The following is a 15,738-nucleotide window of genomic DNA, read 5'->3' on the forward strand; positions in this document are numbered from 1 at the left end:
TTGGGCACGTCGGGGTTACACCCCACGGGCCGGGCTGGCCCGCCGTCCGACATCTCGTCGAGCGGAAGCCCCTCAGGGGTGGAGTCACAACGGGACCAGTATGCGAATGTCCCGCCGGGTGCGCAGAGAAGCGTCCCCAGAGTGTGTGACGGCCCATGCAGTGGGTCGTCACACACCCTCCTCTAGAAACCTGACACATCGTCAGCTAACGTCCCCCTCCACAGCCGCCCGAAGGGGGTCCCCATGCCCGTCACGGTCGTCCGTTTCAATCTGGTCGAGCCCGGCGCCACTCCCGCCTCGCTCCGGGCCCGCTACCGGGCCGCCGTCGAGATGGCCGCGTACGCCGATGAGCAGGGCATCAGCACCGTGCAGACGGAGGAGCACCACGGGGTCGAGAACAACTGGCTGCCGTCGCCGTTCGTCTTCGCGGGGGCGGTGTTCGGGGCGACGCGCCGGATCGCGGTCACGGTGTCGGCGGTGATCGGGCCGCTGCACGACCCGCTGCGGCTGGCCGAGGACATCGCCGTACTGGACCTGGTGAGCGGCGGGCGGCTGGTGACCGTCGCCGGGATCGGGTACCGGCCGGAGGAGTACGCGCAGTTCGACGTCGACTGGAAGGGCCGCGGAAAACTCCAGGACGAGGTGGTGGAGACGTTGCTCCTGGCGTGGACCGGTGAGCCGTTCGCGTACCGGGGGCGCACGGTCCGGGTCACCCCGCGTCCGGGTACCGAGCCGCATCCGTTGCTGCTGGTCGGCGGCTCGTCGAAGGCCGCGGCCCGCCGGGCGGCGCGCCTCGGGCTCCCCTTCTTCCCGAGCGCGCATCTGCCGGAGCTTGAGGCGTACTACAAGGAGCGGCTCGTCGAGTACGGCACCGAGGGCTGGACCATGATGCCCGCCGCCGAGACCCCGTTGCTGCATGTCGCGGAGGATCCGGACCGGGCGTGGGCCGAGTACGGCGGGCACTTCCTGCACGAGGCGCGGACGTACGCCTCCTGGCAGTCGGCCGGCATACGGTCGGCCGTGCGGTCGGGGGCGGCGACGGTGGCGGAGCTGCGCGCGGAGGGTGTGTACCGGATCGTCACGCCGGACGAGTGCGTGGCACTGGGCCTGGCCAGCTACGTACTGCATCCGCTGGCCGGGGGAATGCCGGTCGAGGAGGGGTGGCGCGGGCTCCGGCTGTTCGCCGAGCGGGTGCTGCCGCGCCTCGACGGCTGAGCGATCCGCGCACCCCGCCGTGCGACGGACCGCCGTCCCGGCCCGCTCAGTGGTCGGGCCGGGACGGCGGAGGGGTACGAGGAGAGGGGCAGCGGGGACTTGGCCCTTCTCCTCGAACTCGGGGAGGCGCGTGGTCGGCGGGCTGGGCCTGCGGGCTAGCCCATCTCCTCCAGCGCCTTGCCCTTCGTCTCCTTCACGAACCTGAGGACGAAGGGGATGGAGAGCGCGGCGAAGACCGTGTAGATCACGTACGTCACGGAGAGGTTCCAGTCGGCCAGGGACGGGAAGCTCGCGGTGATGGCCCAGTTGGCGATCCACTGCGCGGAGGCGGCCACGCCCAGGGCGGCGGCGCGGATCCTGTTCGGGAACATCTCGCCGAGCATGACCCAGACGACGACACCCCAGGAGAGGGCGAAGAAGAGGACGAAGACGTGGGCGGCGATCAGGGCGACCCAGCCCTGGGTGGCGGGGAGCTTGCCGTCGACGAGGTCGAAGGAGAAGGCCCAGGCCTCCAGGGCGAGGCCGATGACCATGCCGACGGAGCCGATGAGGGCGAGCGGCTTGCGGCCGATGCGGTCCACGAAGATCATCGCGATGACGGTGCCGACGATGTTGATGATCGAGGTCGTGAAGGAGTAGAAGAACGACTCGGTCGGGTCGACACCCACGGACTGCCACAGCGTCGCGGAGTAGTAGAACGCGACGTTGATGCCGACGAACTGCTGGAAGACCGACAGGCCGATGCCGATCCAGACGATCGGCTTGAAGAAGAAGCTGCCGCCGAGCAGGTCCTTGAAGGTCGACTTGTGCTCGCTGCTCATGGCGGACTCGATCTCGGCGACCCGGGCGTCCAGGTCGACGTCCTTGCCCTCGACCTCGGCGAGCACCTCGCGGGCGCGCTCGTCCTTGCCGACGGAGATCAGGAAGCGCGGGGACTCGGGGATCGCGAAGGAGAGCAGGCCGTACAGGACGGCGGGGACGACCATGACACCGAGCATGATCTGCCAGGCCTCCACGCCGAGCAGCTCGCCGCGCTGGTCGCCGCCGGCGGCGTTCAGGATGCCCCAGTTGACCAGCTGGGAGATGGCGATGCCGACGACGATCGCGGCCTGCTGGAACGAGCCGAGCCGTCCCCGGTACGCGGCTGGGGCGACCTCGGCGATGTAGGCGGGGCCGATCACGGACGCCATGCCGATGGCGAAGCCGCCGACGACGCGCCAGAAGGCGAGGTCGTACAGCGCGAAGGGGAGCGCGGAGCCGACGGCGCTGACCGTGAAGAGGACGGCGGCGATCTGCATGCAGCGGATACGGCCGATGCGGTCGGCTATGCGGCCCGCGGTGGCCGCGCCGACGGCACAGCCGATCAGCGCGACGGCGATGACCTGGGCCAGGGCCGTGGAGCCGATGTCGTAGCGGTCCCGGATGGCTTCGACGGCGCCGTTGATCACGGCACTGTCGTAGCCGAAGAGGAAGCCGCCCATCGCGGCCGCCGCCGCGATGAAGATCACGTGCGAGAGATGGTCGGGCTGAGCGTCCCGAGCTCCTGTCTTGGGTGCCTGCCTAGTGCTGGTCACGTGTGTACTCCTCGGACCACCGGCAACGTCGCCGATGTGGGGGGGAACCTTGGACTTGAAGGTAAAAGCAACGCCCCAGAGACTATGCCTTCAAGTTTCGAAGTCAAGAGGGGGGTATGTGACAGCAGGACGGTAGGCGCGGTCACGTTTCCTTCAACTCTTGAAGAGATTGAAACGGCGAACCCGCGGCGCGCTACCGCAGCCGCTGGCTGATCACCTTCGACACGCCATCACCCTGCATGGACACGCCGTACAGCGCGTCGGCGACTTCCATCGTCCGCTTCTGGTGGGTGATCACGATCAGCTGCGACGCCTCCTGCAGCTCCTGCATGATCCGGATCAGCCGCTGCAGGTTGGTGTCGTCGAGCGCCGCCTCGACCTCGTCCATCACATAGAACGGGCTGGGCCGCGCCTTGAAGATCGACACGAGCATGGCGACGGCGGTGAGTGAGCGCTCACCGCCGGAGAGCAGCGACAGCCGCTTGACCTTTTTGCCGGGCGGCCGGGCCTCGACGTCGACACCGGTGGTGAGCATGTTGTCGGGGTCGGTGAGGAGAAGCCGCCCTTCACCACCGGGGAAGAGGCGGCTGAAGACGCCCTCGAACTCCCGTGCGGTGTCCCAGAACGCCTCGGTGAAGACCTGCTCGACGCGCTCGTCGACCTCCTTCACCACTTGGAGGAGATCGGCGCGGGTCTTCTTCAGGTCCTCCAGCTGCTCGCTGAGGAACTTGTGCCGCTCCTCCAGCGCCGCGAACTCCTCCAGCGCCAGCGGGTTGACCTTGCCGAGCTGCTGGTAGGCCCGCTCGGCCGCCTTCAGCCGCTTCTCCTGCTCGGCGCGATGGAACGTCTTCGGCTGGTTCCGGGGATGCTCCGGGTCGTCCGGCAGCTCCTCCCCCTCGGCCGGCAGCGACGGCGGTACGAGCTGGTCGGGCCCGTACTCCGCGATCAGCCCCTCCGGTTCTACGCCCAGCTCCTCCAGCGCCTTGGTCTCCAGCTGCTCGATCCGCATCCGCTTCTCGGCGCCGAGCACCTCGCCCCGGTGTACGGAGTCGGTGAGTTTGTCCAGCTCGGCCTTGAGATCGCGCCCCTCGTTGCGGGCCTGGGCGAGTTCCTGCTCCCGGCGGGCCTTGGCCGCGTCGGCGGCGGTGCGTTCCTCCTCCGCGCGGGCGAGCGAGACCTCGACGTGGAGGAGCAGCTGCCGGGCGCCGGACGCGACGGCCTCGGCCACGGCCGCCTCGTGCCGCAGCCGCGCCCTGCGCTGTTCGGCCCGCGCCCGCGCTTCGCGCTCGGCGCGCGCGGCGCGGTCGAGCGAGTCCGCGCGCCCCGCGAGCCCCTTCACCCGCTCCTCGTGCGTACGCACCTGGAGCCGGGCCTCCATCTCGGTCTGCCGCGCGTTGGCCCCGTCGGCCGCGAGCCGGTCCCGTACGGAGGTGTCGGGCTCCTCCTCGACGGGCATCTCCTCGGCCACCGCAAGCCGTTCGGCCAGCTCCTCGGCTTCCTGTACGGCCCTGTCCAGCGCCTCCTGGGCCCGCGCGGCCGCGGCGGTGGACCGCTCGGCCTCCCCGGATGCCCCTCTCGCCTGCCCGGCGAGCCGCCCGAGCTGCTGGGCGACCGCCGACTTCTCCCGCTCGGCCGCCCGGCGCCGCTCCCCCAGCTCCTCCACGAGCCCGGCCCGTTCCCGGCGCAGCTCGACCGCGCTCTCCTGGGCCTCGGCCAGCTCCTCGCACCGTACGGCGAGTTCCTCCAGCTCGGCCGCCGCCTCGTCGACGGACGCCTGCACCTCCAGCAGACTCGGCGCCCCCGCCGAACCGCCGTGCGCGAAGTGCGCGCCGAGCAGGTCGCCCTCGGCGGTGACGACGGTGAGGTCGGGGCGCGCGTAGACGAGGTCCTCGGCGTCTTCGAGGGTGTCGACGACGACGATGCGGTGGAGCAGGCGGCGTACGGCGGGCATGAGGTCGGCGGGACCACGGACCAGGTCGACTGCGAAGTGCGTGGCGGGGGATGCCGGGAGGGGTCGTGGCTCGGCTGCGGGTTCGTCGTGGCTGGTCGCGCGGTTGCCCGCGCCCCCAAGGGGCGCGTCCTCCGGCGCTCCCGCCAGCAGCAGGGCCGCCCGGCCCGCGTCCTGCTTGCGCAGCAGCCGGATCGCCTCGGCCGCGGCGGACGGTGACGTCACCGCGATCGCGTCCGCCGCCGCGCCGAAGGCGGCGGCCAGCGGTACCTCGTAGCCCGGGGTCACCGTCAGCAGTTCCGCGGCCGGCCCCGACAACCCGGTGAGCCGGTCCTTCGCTCCGAGCAACGCGCCCGTGCCGTCCTTGCGGCGCAGGCCCAGCGCGAGGGCTTCGTGGCGGGCCTGGGTGGCGGCGCGGCGGCGTTCGGCCGCGGTGGCGGCTTCGCGGGCGGCGGTGAGGGCGGACTCGGCCTCGGCCAGGGAACGCTTCGCGGCGTCGTGCTGTTCGGCCAGTTCGGTGTCGTCGGCGTCGAGGCCGTCGACCTCGGCCTTCAGCGCCTCGTACTCCTCCTGGGCGGTGACGGCACGTTCCTTCGCCTCGTCGCGGGCGGCGGCGAGGCGGTCGATCTCGGCCTGGGCCGAGGCCGCGCGGGAGCGGGCGGCGTTGACCTGGCCGCCCAGGCGGGCGAGGCTCTCACGGCGATCGGCGATGGAGCGGGCGACGTCCTTCAGACGGCGCTCCTCGACCATCAGTGCGCGCTCCAGCTCGGCGCGGTGCTCGACCGTGTCCTCCAGGGCGCGCTCGGCCGCCTCCAGGGCCGCTTCGAGTTCGGCCTCCTGCTCACGGATGCGGGCGGCCTCGCGCTCCATGTCCTCGGGGTCGCGTCCGCGCCGCTCATCGGGGGGTGCGGAGGTGGCGCTCTTGACCCGGGCGTCGGCCAGGGAGATCGTTCCGCGCACCCGTTCGGCGAGCTGGGACAGCTCGTACCAGGTCTCCTGGGCCCGCTGGAGGCGCGGAGCGAGGCGTCGCACCTCGCCCTCCAGGTGCGCCTCCCGCTGGAGTGCCTTCTTCAGCTCGGTCTCGGCGGCCTCCTTGCGCTGCTTCAGCGCGGCCTCGTCGGCGACCTCGGTCCGGAGCGCCGCGTGGAGCCGTACGAGATCGTCGGCCAGCAGCCTCAGCCGCGCGTCGCGCAGATCGGCCTGGATGACGGCGGCCCGGCGGGCGACGGCGGCCTGCCGGCCGAGGGGCTTGAGCTGGCGGCGGAGTTCGTCGGTGAGGTCCTGGACACGGGCCAGGTTGGCCTGCATGGCGTCCAGCTTCCGGAGCGCCTTCTCCTTGCGCTTGCGGTGCTTGAGGACGCCGGCGGCCTCTTCGATGAAGGCGCGGCGGCCCATGGGGTCGGCGTGCAGAACGGAGTCGAGCTGGCCCTGGCCGACGATGACGTGCATCTCGCGGCCGATGCCGGAGTCGGAGAGCAGGTCCTGGATGTCGAGGAGACGGCAGGTGTCGCCGTTGATCTGGTACTCGCTGCCGCCGTTGCGGAACATGATCCGCGTGATGGTGACCTCGGAGTACTCGATGGGGAGGGCCCCGTCGGAGTTGTCGATGGTCAGGGACACCTCGGCGCGGCCCAGCGGGGGGCGCCCGGTGGTGCCGGCGAAGATGACGTCCTCCATCTTTCCGCCGCGCAGCGACTTCGCGCCCTGCTCGCCCATGACCCAGCTGAGCGCGTCCACGACATTGGACTTGCCCGAACCGTTCGGTCCGACGACACACGTGATACCCGGTTCGAACCGGAGTGTGGTCGCCGAGGCGAACGATTTGAACCCACGGAGGGTCAGGGCCTTGAGGTGCACGCCGCTGGACTCTACCTTCCGGCCTGTCTCACTGCATGAACGCGCGGTTTCGCACATGAACGTGCAGGGCACATCAGACGTTAAAGAGTGTGAGGAAGCGCAGGAGCGCCGGAGAAGAAAGCGCCGGGGGAAAGAAAGAAGGGACGCCTTGAGAAGGCGTCCCTTGCAGATCTGACAACTTAGCGGTTGATACGGGCAACCCAACCACTGCTGTCTGTCGTGGTGCGGTGCAGCGATCAGGTGAGCGCAGGCTCCGCCTGGCGTGCGTCGAGCTCCATGAGCGAGTCGTGAGAAGCGGCAGCCGTCAGCGCGTCGTTCTCCGCCTGGATTCGTCCGAGCTCGGATTCCAGGTCCTGGACACGCTGCTGGAGCCGTCGCATCTCGGCGAGGAGTCGCGGATCGGAGCCGCCGACGTAACCGAGAAGCGCCTTTGCCATGATGGATGGTCCTCCACACTGAGTGACCGACCGAAGCGGTGTGGGTCGTGAGGGAATCGCACCCGCGATGCTTGGCACTGTTGAGTTTTGCTGCCGTTCTCCATGCCAAACAGCTAAGGTGCGCGGGGTTGCTTTTAGCGTCTCACCAAAAAGTTTGACGGTCAACACGATCACGCCCCGCATTGGCGGGCATCCCGGTGCCGCGCGGCCCCGAGCGGGCGGCGCTGCGGCGTTTCCGGGGCCTCTCCTGGCCGGTGGAGCGAGGGGATCATCCGTTCTTCGGAGCCTGCCACGACACGTCCGTCTTGGCAATCACCTGCACATTTCTGTTTTGTACATGCTCCTGGCATATGCCGGTGGCGGACCTTCCCCCTCTCGCCCGGCTCGCTTCACAGAAGAGGCTCAGCGGATGGCGAAGCCGTCGTAACCCCCTCGCGGTGTGTCCCAGATCTCGGTGACACCGTCCACGCGCCCGGGCGTGTCGTCACTCTGGAGCCACTCGAGGAGCCCTTGGCACGCCTCGCGGGAGCCCTCGGCGACCACCTGCACCCGCCCGTCGGCCAGATTGAGAGCAAAACCACTCAGCCCGCCGATCTCCAGGGCTCTGGCCCGGGTGAACCAGCGGAAACCCACACCTTGCACCCGTCCACGCACCCAGGCGACCAGCCGTACATCCTCGCTCATGCCTGCACGCTAACGGGCAATGTCCCTGGGGTCTCTCCCTGCCCTGGCGCCATGCTGTACCGTCCCGACCCAATGAATCTCATATGAAACTCACTCCTTCGTGTGAGGTTCGTGAAGGCGACGATCACAACGTTGACAAGATCCCCAACGTTGACCGCAGGACACCGCAAGGACGAGGAAGGCCAAGACATGGGACGCCACCGACGCTCCGCCGCCGGCCGCGCCGCCAGGGGGGGCCGGGCCACCGGGGTCACGGACACGGGCTTCGCTGCCGAGGAGCCCCATTACGGCCCGGAGAATCTGTACGGGTTCGCCGCAGTCCTGGAAGCCGACGCTCAGGCCGCGTCGCGCGCCGGTGGTTCGCGCCGCCGTAAGAAGAGGACCGCGACCCCCGTGAAGACCGGTCTGCTCGGTGTCTCCGCCGCCGTCGCCCTCGGCACCGTCGCGGTGGCGACCGGGGTGCTCCCGGGCGGCGACAAGTACACGGTCAGCGGGGGCAACAGCGCCGAGACGGTGCTGCCTGCCGGTTCGCCGACGGGTGCGGCGACCCAGCAGGGCGGTACGGACGGCGCCGCGCAGGAGCGCGAGGACGAGTCCACCAGCCGCGACACCGAGCGCGAGGCCTCGCCGTCGAACAGCCCGTCCCCCTCGAAGACTCCGTCCGAGAAGCCGTCCGAAGAGGCGGGCAAGGACTCCGGCTCGAAGAAGACCAAGACGCCGACCGCCGAGCCCACCAAGGAGAAGGGGAAGGAGAAGAAGACCACTTCCCCGGCGGAGCTCTCCTCGGAGACCCGGGCCGAGGCGGCGGTCCTCCTGCTGGTCAACGAGGAGCGGGCCAAGGCGGGCTGCAGCCCGGTGGCGGCCGACAGCGATCTGGCCAAGCTGGCCGAGGCCTTCAGTGAGGACATGGCCCTCCGCGGCTTCTTCGACCACACCAACCCCGACGGCGAGGATCCGTGGGACCGCGCGGCCGCCTTCGGGATCATCGGCCTCGGCGGCGAGAACATCGCCCGCGGCCAGGCCACCGCCGAGGCGGTCATGGAGGCCTGGATGAACAGCCCCGGCCACAAGGCGAACATCCTGAACTGCGACTTCAAGACCCTCGGCGTCGGTGTCCACATGGGCGACGGCGGACCGTGGTGGACGCAGGACTTCGGTTACTAGGCGGCACCACCCCCGAGCGAACGCTAACCGCAAGTTAGTGCAACCTTTTGGTTAGCGCTGTGTCGGAGTATTCTCGACGTATGGAATCAGCCGCGCAGACCGCCGTGACGCCCGCGCAGGCCTCCGCGGGTGCGGACGGCCTGAACCTCGACGACCTGGCCTTCGACGTGTTCGCCAGGAACTGTCCGTCGCGGGGCACCCTGGAACACGTCACGGGCCGCTGGGGCGTGCTCACGATGGGCGCGCTGCACGAGGGCTCACTCCGCTTCAACGAGCTGCGCCGTCGCGTCGACGGCGTCAGCGAGAAGATGCTCTCCCAGACCCTGCACGCCCTGGAGCGCGACGGCCTGGTCCACCGCGAGGCCCAGCCCACCAATCCGCCCCGCGTCGACTACACGCTCACCCCGCTCGGCCGCGAGGTCTCCGAGCGTCTGCTGTCCCTCATCTCCTGCGTGGAGGACCGCATGGAGGACGTGCTCCGGGCCCGCGAGCGTTACGACGCGGCCCGCGGCGCCCGCTGACACTTCGGGCAGAAGTAGCTGGACCGGTTCATCCACGGCCGCCGCCGCATCGGCGTGGCACAGCGTCGGCAGGGCAGCCCCTCCCGGCCGTACGCGTCCAGCGAGCGGTCGAAGTACCCCGACTCTCCGTTGACATTGACGTACAGGCTGTCGAAGCTCGTGCCGCCCACCTGGAGGGCCGCGTTCATCACATCCCGTATGTGGCCCAGGAGTTCAGTGGTGCGGGGGCGGGTGAAACCGGCGGTCGGGCGCTCGTAGTGGATCCGCGCCCGCCACAGCGCCTCGTCCGCGTAGATGTTGCCCACCCCGCTGATCAACGACTGGTCCAGCAGGGCCCGTTTGACGGTCGTACGCTTCCGCCGCAGCGTCTGGTGGAAGGCCTCCGCGTCGAACAGCGGGTCGAGCGGGTCGCGGGCGATGTGCGCGATGACGTCGGGCAGGCCGTCGGGGGTGGTGTCGTGCAACGACAGTCCGCCGAAGGTGCGTTGGTCCACGAAGCGGAGCTCGGTGGCGAGGTCGTCCGCGAAGCGGACGCGGATCCTGAGGTGCTTCTCATCCGCCGCGTCGTGCGGCTGGACGAGCAGCTGACCGCTCATGCCGAGGTGGGCGAGGACCGCTGTGCCGGTGTCCGCCACGGGCAGCCACAGATACTTCCCCCGCCGGCTCGGCTCGCCGATCCGGTGCCCCTTGAGGCGGTGCGCGAAGTCGTCGGGCCCGGCGAGGTGGCGCCGGATCGCGCGCGGGTGCAGCACCTCGACGTCGGCGACGGTCCGGTGGGCCACCCAGCGCTCCAGGCCCCGTCGCACGACCTCGACCTCGGGAAGTTCGGGCACGGGGTCCTCCGGTAGCGGGGTGGGGTGACGTCGGCAGCGTACCCGGTGGTCAGGGGGTGTCGGCGAGGCGGCCGTCAGGGGTGAGGCCGTGGGTGCGCAGAGCGCGGGCCTCGCTCTCCTTGCCCTGGTCGGTGAGGAGATCGGCGAGGTCGTCGGCCGCGAAGCGGTCGCCCCGGTCGATCAGGACCCTCAGGTCGTCGGCGCGGCCGTGTTCCTTGAGCAGCCGGCGCAGACGCGAGCTGTCGTCGGACCTGTCCATGAGCAGCCGTACGGCCCCGTCCACGTCGCCGTGTGCCACGAGGGCGTCCACGATGTGGGAGTGGCTCCGGTCTCCGGTGGGGCAGCGCCGTATCGCCTCGTCGACCTCGCCCCGTGCGAGGAGGAGCCGGACCAGTTCGCGGGCGGACCATTCGTCTCCGCCCGCCGCCCGCGCCCGGAGCCGGGGCTCGTCCTCGCACTCGCGGAGCATCGCCGCGAGCGTGGAGGCCGCGTAGACCTCGCCCTCGTCGGCGAGACCGGCCAACAGGGCCACCGCTCGGTCGGCTTCACCGTGCGACCGGAGCACCTTGGCGGCCGCCACGGCCGCGTCCGCGTCGCCGTCCTCGGCGCGTTCGAGCAGGCTCTCGAAGTCGCCCCGCGCCACGAGGAGATCGGCCAGCATCGCGTCGATGTCCCGGTAACCCTCGCCGGCGAACTCTTCGAGGACGAGTTCCGCCTCGATCGGTCGCCCCATCTCCTGCAGCGTGTCGGCCAGGCAGTACGCCGCCGCGAAGTACCCCTCGTCGGTCAGCTCTCCGAGCCGGGCCAGGTGCCCGTTCTGCTGGAGGAGTTCCGCCAGGAGGCCGATCGCTTCGTCGTGGTCCTTCTCGACCAGCATCTCCAGGATGGCGATGGCCCGCTCGTCGTCGCCCTCGTCGTGGAAGAGTTCCGCGAGCCGCTTCCAGGACCAGAGGTCGTCGGGTTCGATCCGCTCGATCAGCAGGGCGATGGCCAGTTGCGGATCGCCGTACTCGACGAGATGGCCGATGGCGTACTCGTTCCCGGCGTCGGCCAGATCGAGGAGTTCCTCGAAGTCCCAGCCCGCGAGGACGGTCCGGTAGAGCGGGGCGTCGGTGTGCGCGGAGGCCGCCAGGCGGTGTGCCATCTCCTGGCGCCCCTGCTCGTCGCCCATCGTCCGGTAGAGGCTCCCCAAAGTCTCCATCGCGGACACCGAGCCCGCCTCCACCGCCCTCCGCAGCAGCGGAACGGCCACGCCGAAGCGCTGCCGGGCGACGGCGGAGGCACCGACGCGGTGGGCGTCCGCCGGGTCGCGCAGGTGCTCCGCGCACGCGTCCCAGAAGGACTGCGGCGGGGGCGTGGCGCGTCGCTCCCGGCCGATGTGCTGCACGAGGTAGTCCGCCATGCGGTAGCCGTCAGGGCGGCCCATCTCCTGGCCGTCGCTCGCGGGGCGCAGGGGTGCGGTGGCGCCGAGGAGTTCCCGTGTGACGTACGTCAGGGCCTCCTCGAACCAGTCGGCGGGTGCTGCGGCGCGTTCCGCAGGCGTGCAGTGGCCGGGGACCGCCGACCGCAGCAGGGCCTCGGGGAGGGCGGACTGCGCGCCGAGGACGGTCAGGTCCGCGGCGGTGGTCAGCACCGCTCGCGCGTAGGGGCCGGCGCTCTCCCAGCGGTGGGTCAGCTGCGGGGCGCCCGCGATGACCTGGGTGAGGCCGAAGTCCGTCGACTCCAGGGCCGTGCGCAGCCGTTCGTCCGTGGCCGCGATCCGCTGGGCCCGCTCCCGCTCGGCGGTCGTGAAGCCCGTCGGCACATGGACGACCTCGGCGAGCTTGAGCAGTTCCCGCTCGGTCCGGTGGCGGTCGCCGTCCTTCGGTGAGGTGTGCGGCGCGGTGTACGCGTCGTAGTAGTCCGGCCAGAGTGTCGCCACGACCAGTACCCGGCGGGGCGGTGCCGTCAGGGCGCGCAAGGTGGCCGCGGTGAGGCCGTGCTCGCCGGCCAGATGGTTCTGCAGTTCGTCCAGCCAGAGCACCAGTGGCCCGGACGGGAGCTCGAGAAGCTGTTCGATCTGGCCCGTGTCGGCCGGGTGCACCAACCACCAGTCGGGCAGCCGGTCGCGTACGGCCTCGTACAGCGAGCGGGTCTTGCCCACCGAGGAGCCGCCGACCAGGAGGACGAACCCGCCGTGGTCCGCCGCCCGCCCGATCAGGTCGCGCAGTCCGCCGCCTTCGGGCGTGTCCAGGTCGCGGGGTACATAGCCGGGCAGGGACGGCTTGGCCGCCCCGGTGCGGCGGATGGGGCGGTGCACTCCGAGCCGGAGGGGGTCGGCGTCGCGTACACGGACGGGTTCGGGCCCGCGCCGCGCCCGCAGGGTCCCGTCGGTCCGCGTCACCACGGAGAGGTTGCCGTGGATCTCACCGATCTGCAGGCTGTGCCCGCCGACGACGGCCCCCGTGAGGCGGTTCGCCGTGGCGCCGCCCGGTGCTCTGTCCGCTGCCGCGGTCTCGTCCCGCTCCCCCACACGCTCCCCCTCGTACCGGCGAACCCACTGCTGCCCCACCGGATGCCGAAACCCCCACCGAAAGCGTGCCCGGTGGGGGTTTCGAGCGATCCGGTCCCGGTGTCAGGCCGGGGCGGTGTCCGAAGGTGTGTCGGCGGATTCGTCGGGCTGGGCCGCGGCCTCGGCCGCCGCCTTCGCCCGCTCGTCCGCCGCGGCGCGGATGGCACGCCAGGCGGACTCGGCCGCCTGCTGCTCCGCTTCCTTCTTGCTGCGGCCGGTGCCGGTGCCGTACGAGACGCCTCCGACGCGGGCGGCAGCGGTGAAGGTCTTCTCGTGGTCGGGACCGGTCTCCGTGACCAGGTACTCGGGCACGCCGAGCCCCTCGGTCGCGGTGAGCTCCTGGAGGCTGGTCTTCCAGTCCAGGCCGGCTCCGAGATTCGAGGACTTCTCGATCAGCGGGTCGAACAGGCGGTGCACCAGCTCCGCCGCCGAGTCCAGTCCCTGGTCGAGATAGACCGCACCGATCACCGCTTCAAGGGTGTCGGCGAGGATGGATGCCTTGTCCCGGCCACCTGTGCCCTCTTCACCGCGGCCGAGCCGGATGAAGGAGCCGAGGTCGAGCCCACGGCCCACCTCCGCCAGCGCACGAGAGTTGACCACCGCGGCCCGCAGCTTGGCCAGTTGGCCTTCGGGCAGGTCGGGGTGGGTGCGGTACAGCGTGTCCGTGACCACGAGGCCGAGTACGGAGTCCCCGAGGAACTCCAGACGCTCGTTGGTGGGCAGGCCGCCGTTCTCGTACGCGTACGAACGGTGGGTCAGTGCGCGCACCAGAAGGGCGGACTCGAGCTGATAGCCGAGCCGCCCTTCCAGAAGCGTGTGGGACGAGGCTGTGTTTTCCGCCGGGCCACCTCCGCTTGTGCGGAGAGACTGCTTCTTGGCGTCATCCGCCTTCTTGGGGCTGGACACAGTGCCTCTCACCAGCCGCTCAGACCTCGAGGACCTGGCGCTTGTTGTAGGTGCCGCAAGACGGGCACGCGATGTGCTGCAGCTTGGGCTCGTGGCAGCGCTCGCACGCAACCAGGGTGGGGACCGCAGCCTTCCACTGCGACCGGCGGTGGCGCGTGTTGCTGCGCGACATCTTCCGCTTCGGAACAGCCACGGCTACTTCTCCTGCTTCTCGTCGACACCGGTTTCGGCGCCGCTCATCTCGTCCTTCTCGCCGTCTTCGAGTGAACCGGCGAGTCCCTGCAGTGCCGCCCAACGGATGTCGACGGCGTCATGGTGGTGGTCCGGGTCGTCCGCGAGCCGGGCTCCGCACTCGGAGCACAGGCCGGGGCAGTCGTCCTGGCACACCGGCTGCATCGGCAGTGCGAGCACCACCGCATCACGCAGCACGGGTTCGAGGTCGAACAGGCCGTCCTCGATGAAGAGCCTGTCCTCGTCTTCCTCGGCGTCGTCGGCCGGCTCCGCCTTGGGGCGGCCCCGGTCGTCGGCGTCAGGGTACGAGAACATCTCCTGGAAGTCCGCTGCGAGCTCCAGCTCCAGCGGCTCCAGACACCTTACGCACTCCCCCTTGGCCCGTGCACGGGCGGTGCCTGTGACAAGCACACCCTCCATGACCGACTCCAGGCGGAGTTCGAGCTCCACCGGGGCGCCTTCCGGCACCCCGATCACTCCCTGGATCCCGAGATCCTGGGGAGCGTCGATCTCACGGGTCAGGCGCTGCAGCGCGCCAGGACGCCGCCCCAGCTCGTGTGTGTCGAACACGAGAGGGTTGCGGTGGTCGAGGCGGGCGTTCAGGGCCATTCCTGCTTTCGATCTTGAAGCTCTAGGACGCCACCCTTCGATGCTTCCCGGGCAGCGTTGATCGCGGACGTACGCGCGACCGAAGAGCCAGGATACTGGACCTTTCCCTATCGGCCCAATCCGCTGTCAGCGGCCCTGTTCGTAGCGGCGCAGCTGCTCCGCCGTGATCATGGTGGTGTCGAAGAGGCTGGTCTCGTCCAGGGCGTTCGCCTGGGGTTGCGCATAGCCCTGTTGCTGGTCCTGATGCGCCTGGTTCGGGTCGTACGCCGGCTGCTGCGGGTAGCCGGCCGCGTACGGGTCGGCCTGCTGGTAGCCGTAGGGGTCGGCGGCCTGCTGGGGCTGGGCGTACTGCTGCTGGTAGCCGCCGTAGGCGTCCTGCTGGTACGCCGTCGCCTGGTACGCGTCCTGCTGCTGTCCGTACGACTGCTGCTCCGGCACGGAGCGGGACTGCTGCGCCGGGGTCTCGGAGTCGGAGAGGGCGACGAGCTCGGCCAGGTAGTCGGCGTCGCTGGTGGGCTGCGGGGAGGTGCCGTCGTCGTTCAGGGAGAGGGCGCCGAGGTCGTCCGTGGCGATGCGGCCGTGGAGCTTCTGGCGGCCACGGCCGACGGCGTCCAGGGTCTTGGCGAGGACCGCCTCGAAGGCGCCGAGCTTGGCGTCCACGTAGGCATCGGCGTCGCGGCGCAGGGTCTCCGGGTCGTGGCTGCGCTCGGGGGCGTCCTCGTCCTCGTAGCCCTGCTCGTCGAGGCCGGGGCCCGTACCGAGGAGCTTCTCGTGGCCGCGGCCGACCGAGCCGAGGGTCTTGGTGAGGACGACCTCGAAGTTGGCGAGCTTGGAGTCGACGTAGTCGTCGGCCTCGGCGCGGATCTCCTCGGCCTCCTGGCGGGCCTCGGTGAGGATGCGGTCGGCCTCGTTCTGGGAGCGGCGGGCGACCTCGGTGTCGGAGATCAGGGAGCCGCGCTCGGCGTGCGCGTTCTCGATGATCCGCTCGGCCTCCAGGCGGGCCCGCTCGACCATGTGGTCGCGGTCGCCGATCAACTCCCGCGCCTGGGCGAGGGAGTCGGGCAGGGCGGCGCGGACCTCTTCGAGCAGCGAGAGCAGTTCGGCGCGGTTGACCACGCACGAGGCCGACATGGGCATGGATCGGGCGCCGGAGACCACCGAGACGATCTCGTCGAGCTTCTTCTGCACGTCCACCGTGTGCTCGCCAC

At 70.5% G+C, this 15,738-nt stretch carries 13 protein-coding genes; 3 read left to right on the forward strand and 10 right to left on the reverse strand.

Features of this window, described 5'->3' with window-relative positions; translation table 11 throughout:
* Nucleotides 1–243 precede the first annotated feature (243 nt).
* A complete protein-coding gene (locus JIX56_RS12290) occupies nt 244–1,215 on the forward strand; it encodes an LLM class flavin-dependent oxidoreductase (protein WP_257540122.1) in 972 nt (323 codons plus the stop codon).
* Between the two features lie 155 nt (nt 1,216–1,370).
* Here JIX56_RS12290 and JIX56_RS12295 read toward each other — a convergent pair whose 3' ends face one another.
* The 4 genes from JIX56_RS12295 to JIX56_RS12310 all read right to left on the reverse strand — a co-directional run bounded on the left by JIX56_RS12295 (nt 1,371) and on the right by JIX56_RS12310 (nt 7,715).
* Nucleotides 1,371–2,789 (reverse strand): sugar porter family MFS transporter, encoded by a 1,419-nt coding sequence (locus tag JIX56_RS12295; RefSeq protein WP_257540124.1) that lies wholly within the window; start codon nt 2,787–2,789, stop codon nt 1,371–1,373.
* A gap of 193 nt (nt 2,790–2,982) precedes the next feature.
* Nucleotides 2,983–6,594, reverse strand: coding sequence for a chromosome segregation protein SMC (gene smc, locus JIX56_RS12300; RefSeq protein ID WP_257540126.1), 3,612 nt, complete (start codon nt 6,592–6,594; stop codon nt 2,983–2,985).
* A 236-nt stretch (nt 6,595–6,830) separates the two neighbouring features.
* Nucleotides 6,831–7,031 carry a hypothetical protein gene (locus JIX56_RS12305; RefSeq protein ID WP_005479841.1) on the reverse strand — a complete coding sequence of 67 codons (201 nt, stop codon included), beginning with the start codon at nt 7,029–7,031 and terminating at the stop codon, nt 6,831–6,833.
* A gap of 402 nt (nt 7,032–7,433) precedes the next feature.
* The gene (locus JIX56_RS12310; RefSeq protein WP_257540128.1) at nt 7,434–7,715 is read right to left on the reverse strand and encodes an acylphosphatase; all 282 of its coding nucleotides are present in this window, start codon (nt 7,713–7,715) and stop codon (nt 7,434–7,436) included.
* A gap of 189 nt (nt 7,716–7,904) precedes the next feature.
* Here JIX56_RS12310 and JIX56_RS12315 point away from each other — a divergent pair, with 189 nt between their 5' ends.
* Nucleotides 7,905–8,879, forward strand: coding sequence for a CAP domain-containing protein (locus JIX56_RS12315; protein ID WP_257540130.1), 975 nt, complete (start codon nt 7,905–7,907; stop codon nt 8,877–8,879).
* An 80-nt stretch (nt 8,880–8,959) separates the two neighbouring features.
* Nucleotides 8,960–9,400, forward strand: coding sequence for a winged helix-turn-helix transcriptional regulator (locus JIX56_RS12320; RefSeq protein WP_257540132.1), 441 nt, complete (start codon nt 8,960–8,962; stop codon nt 9,398–9,400).
* Here JIX56_RS12320 and mutM read toward each other — a convergent pair.
* From mutM to JIX56_RS12350, 6 genes are all read right to left on the reverse strand, one after another.
* The gene (gene mutM, locus JIX56_RS12325; protein ID WP_257540134.1) at nt 9,373–10,233 is read right to left on the reverse strand and encodes a bifunctional DNA-formamidopyrimidine glycosylase/DNA-(apurinic or apyrimidinic site) lyase; all 861 of its coding nucleotides are present in this window, start codon (nt 10,231–10,233) and stop codon (nt 9,373–9,375) included. The genes JIX56_RS12320 and mutM overlap by 28 nt on opposite strands.
* Before the next feature lie 49 nt (nt 10,234–10,282).
* Nucleotides 10,283–12,745, reverse strand: coding sequence for a tetratricopeptide repeat protein (locus tag JIX56_RS12330; protein ID WP_257540135.1), 2,463 nt, complete (start codon nt 12,743–12,745; stop codon nt 10,283–10,285).
* A gap of 102 nt (nt 12,746–12,847) precedes the next feature.
* Entirely contained in the window at nt 12,848–13,702 is an 855-nt protein-coding gene (gene rnc / locus JIX56_RS12335; protein WP_257540137.1) for a ribonuclease III, read from the reverse strand.
* A gap of 7 nt (nt 13,703–13,709) precedes the next feature.
* Nucleotides 13,710–13,883: a 50S ribosomal protein L32 gene (gene rpmF / locus JIX56_RS12340; protein ID WP_007493396.1), complete on the reverse strand. Its 174-nt coding sequence runs from the start codon at nt 13,881–13,883 to the stop codon at nt 13,710–13,712.
* 2 nt (nt 13,884–13,885) lie between these two features.
* Entirely contained in the window at nt 13,886–14,530 is a 645-nt protein-coding gene (locus JIX56_RS12345) for a YceD family protein (protein ID WP_257540139.1), read from the reverse strand.
* A 126-nt stretch (nt 14,531–14,656) separates the two neighbouring features.
* Nucleotides 14,657–15,724 carry a cell division initiation protein gene (locus JIX56_RS12350; RefSeq protein ID WP_257540141.1) on the reverse strand — a complete coding sequence of 356 codons (1,068 nt, stop codon included), beginning with the start codon at nt 15,722–15,724 and terminating at the stop codon, nt 14,657–14,659.
* Nucleotides 15,725–15,738 lie beyond the last annotated feature (14 nt).

It is taken from the genome of Streptomyces sp. CA-210063 (genome assembly GCF_024612015.1).
In the GTDB taxonomy this organism is placed as follows: Bacteria; Actinomycetota; Actinomycetes; order Streptomycetales; family Streptomycetaceae; genus Streptomyces.

Bases quoted from the DNA above. Each gene is read 5' to 3' on its own strand.
- JIX56_RS12290 (WP_257540122.1), top strand. From the start codon at position 244: ATGCCCGTCACGGTCGTCCGTTTCAATCTGGTCGAGCCCGGCGCCACT.
- JIX56_RS12305 (WP_005479841.1), bottom strand. From the start codon at position 7,031: ATGGCAAAGGCGCTTCTCGGTTACGTCGGCGGCTCCGATCCGCGACTC.
- JIX56_RS12310 (WP_257540128.1), bottom strand. From the start codon at position 7,715: ATGAGCGAGGATGTACGGCTGGTCGCCTGGGTGCGTGGACGGGTGCAA.
- JIX56_RS12315 (WP_257540130.1), top strand. From the start codon at position 7,905: ATGGGACGCCACCGACGCTCCGCCGCCGGCCGCGCCGCCAGGGGGGGC.
- JIX56_RS12320 (WP_257540132.1), top strand. From the start codon at position 8,960: ATGGAATCAGCCGCGCAGACCGCCGTGACGCCCGCGCAGGCCTCCGCG.
- JIX56_RS12345 (WP_257540139.1), bottom strand. From the start codon at position 14,530: ATGGCCCTGAACGCCCGCCTCGACCACCGCAACCCTCTCGTGTTCGAC.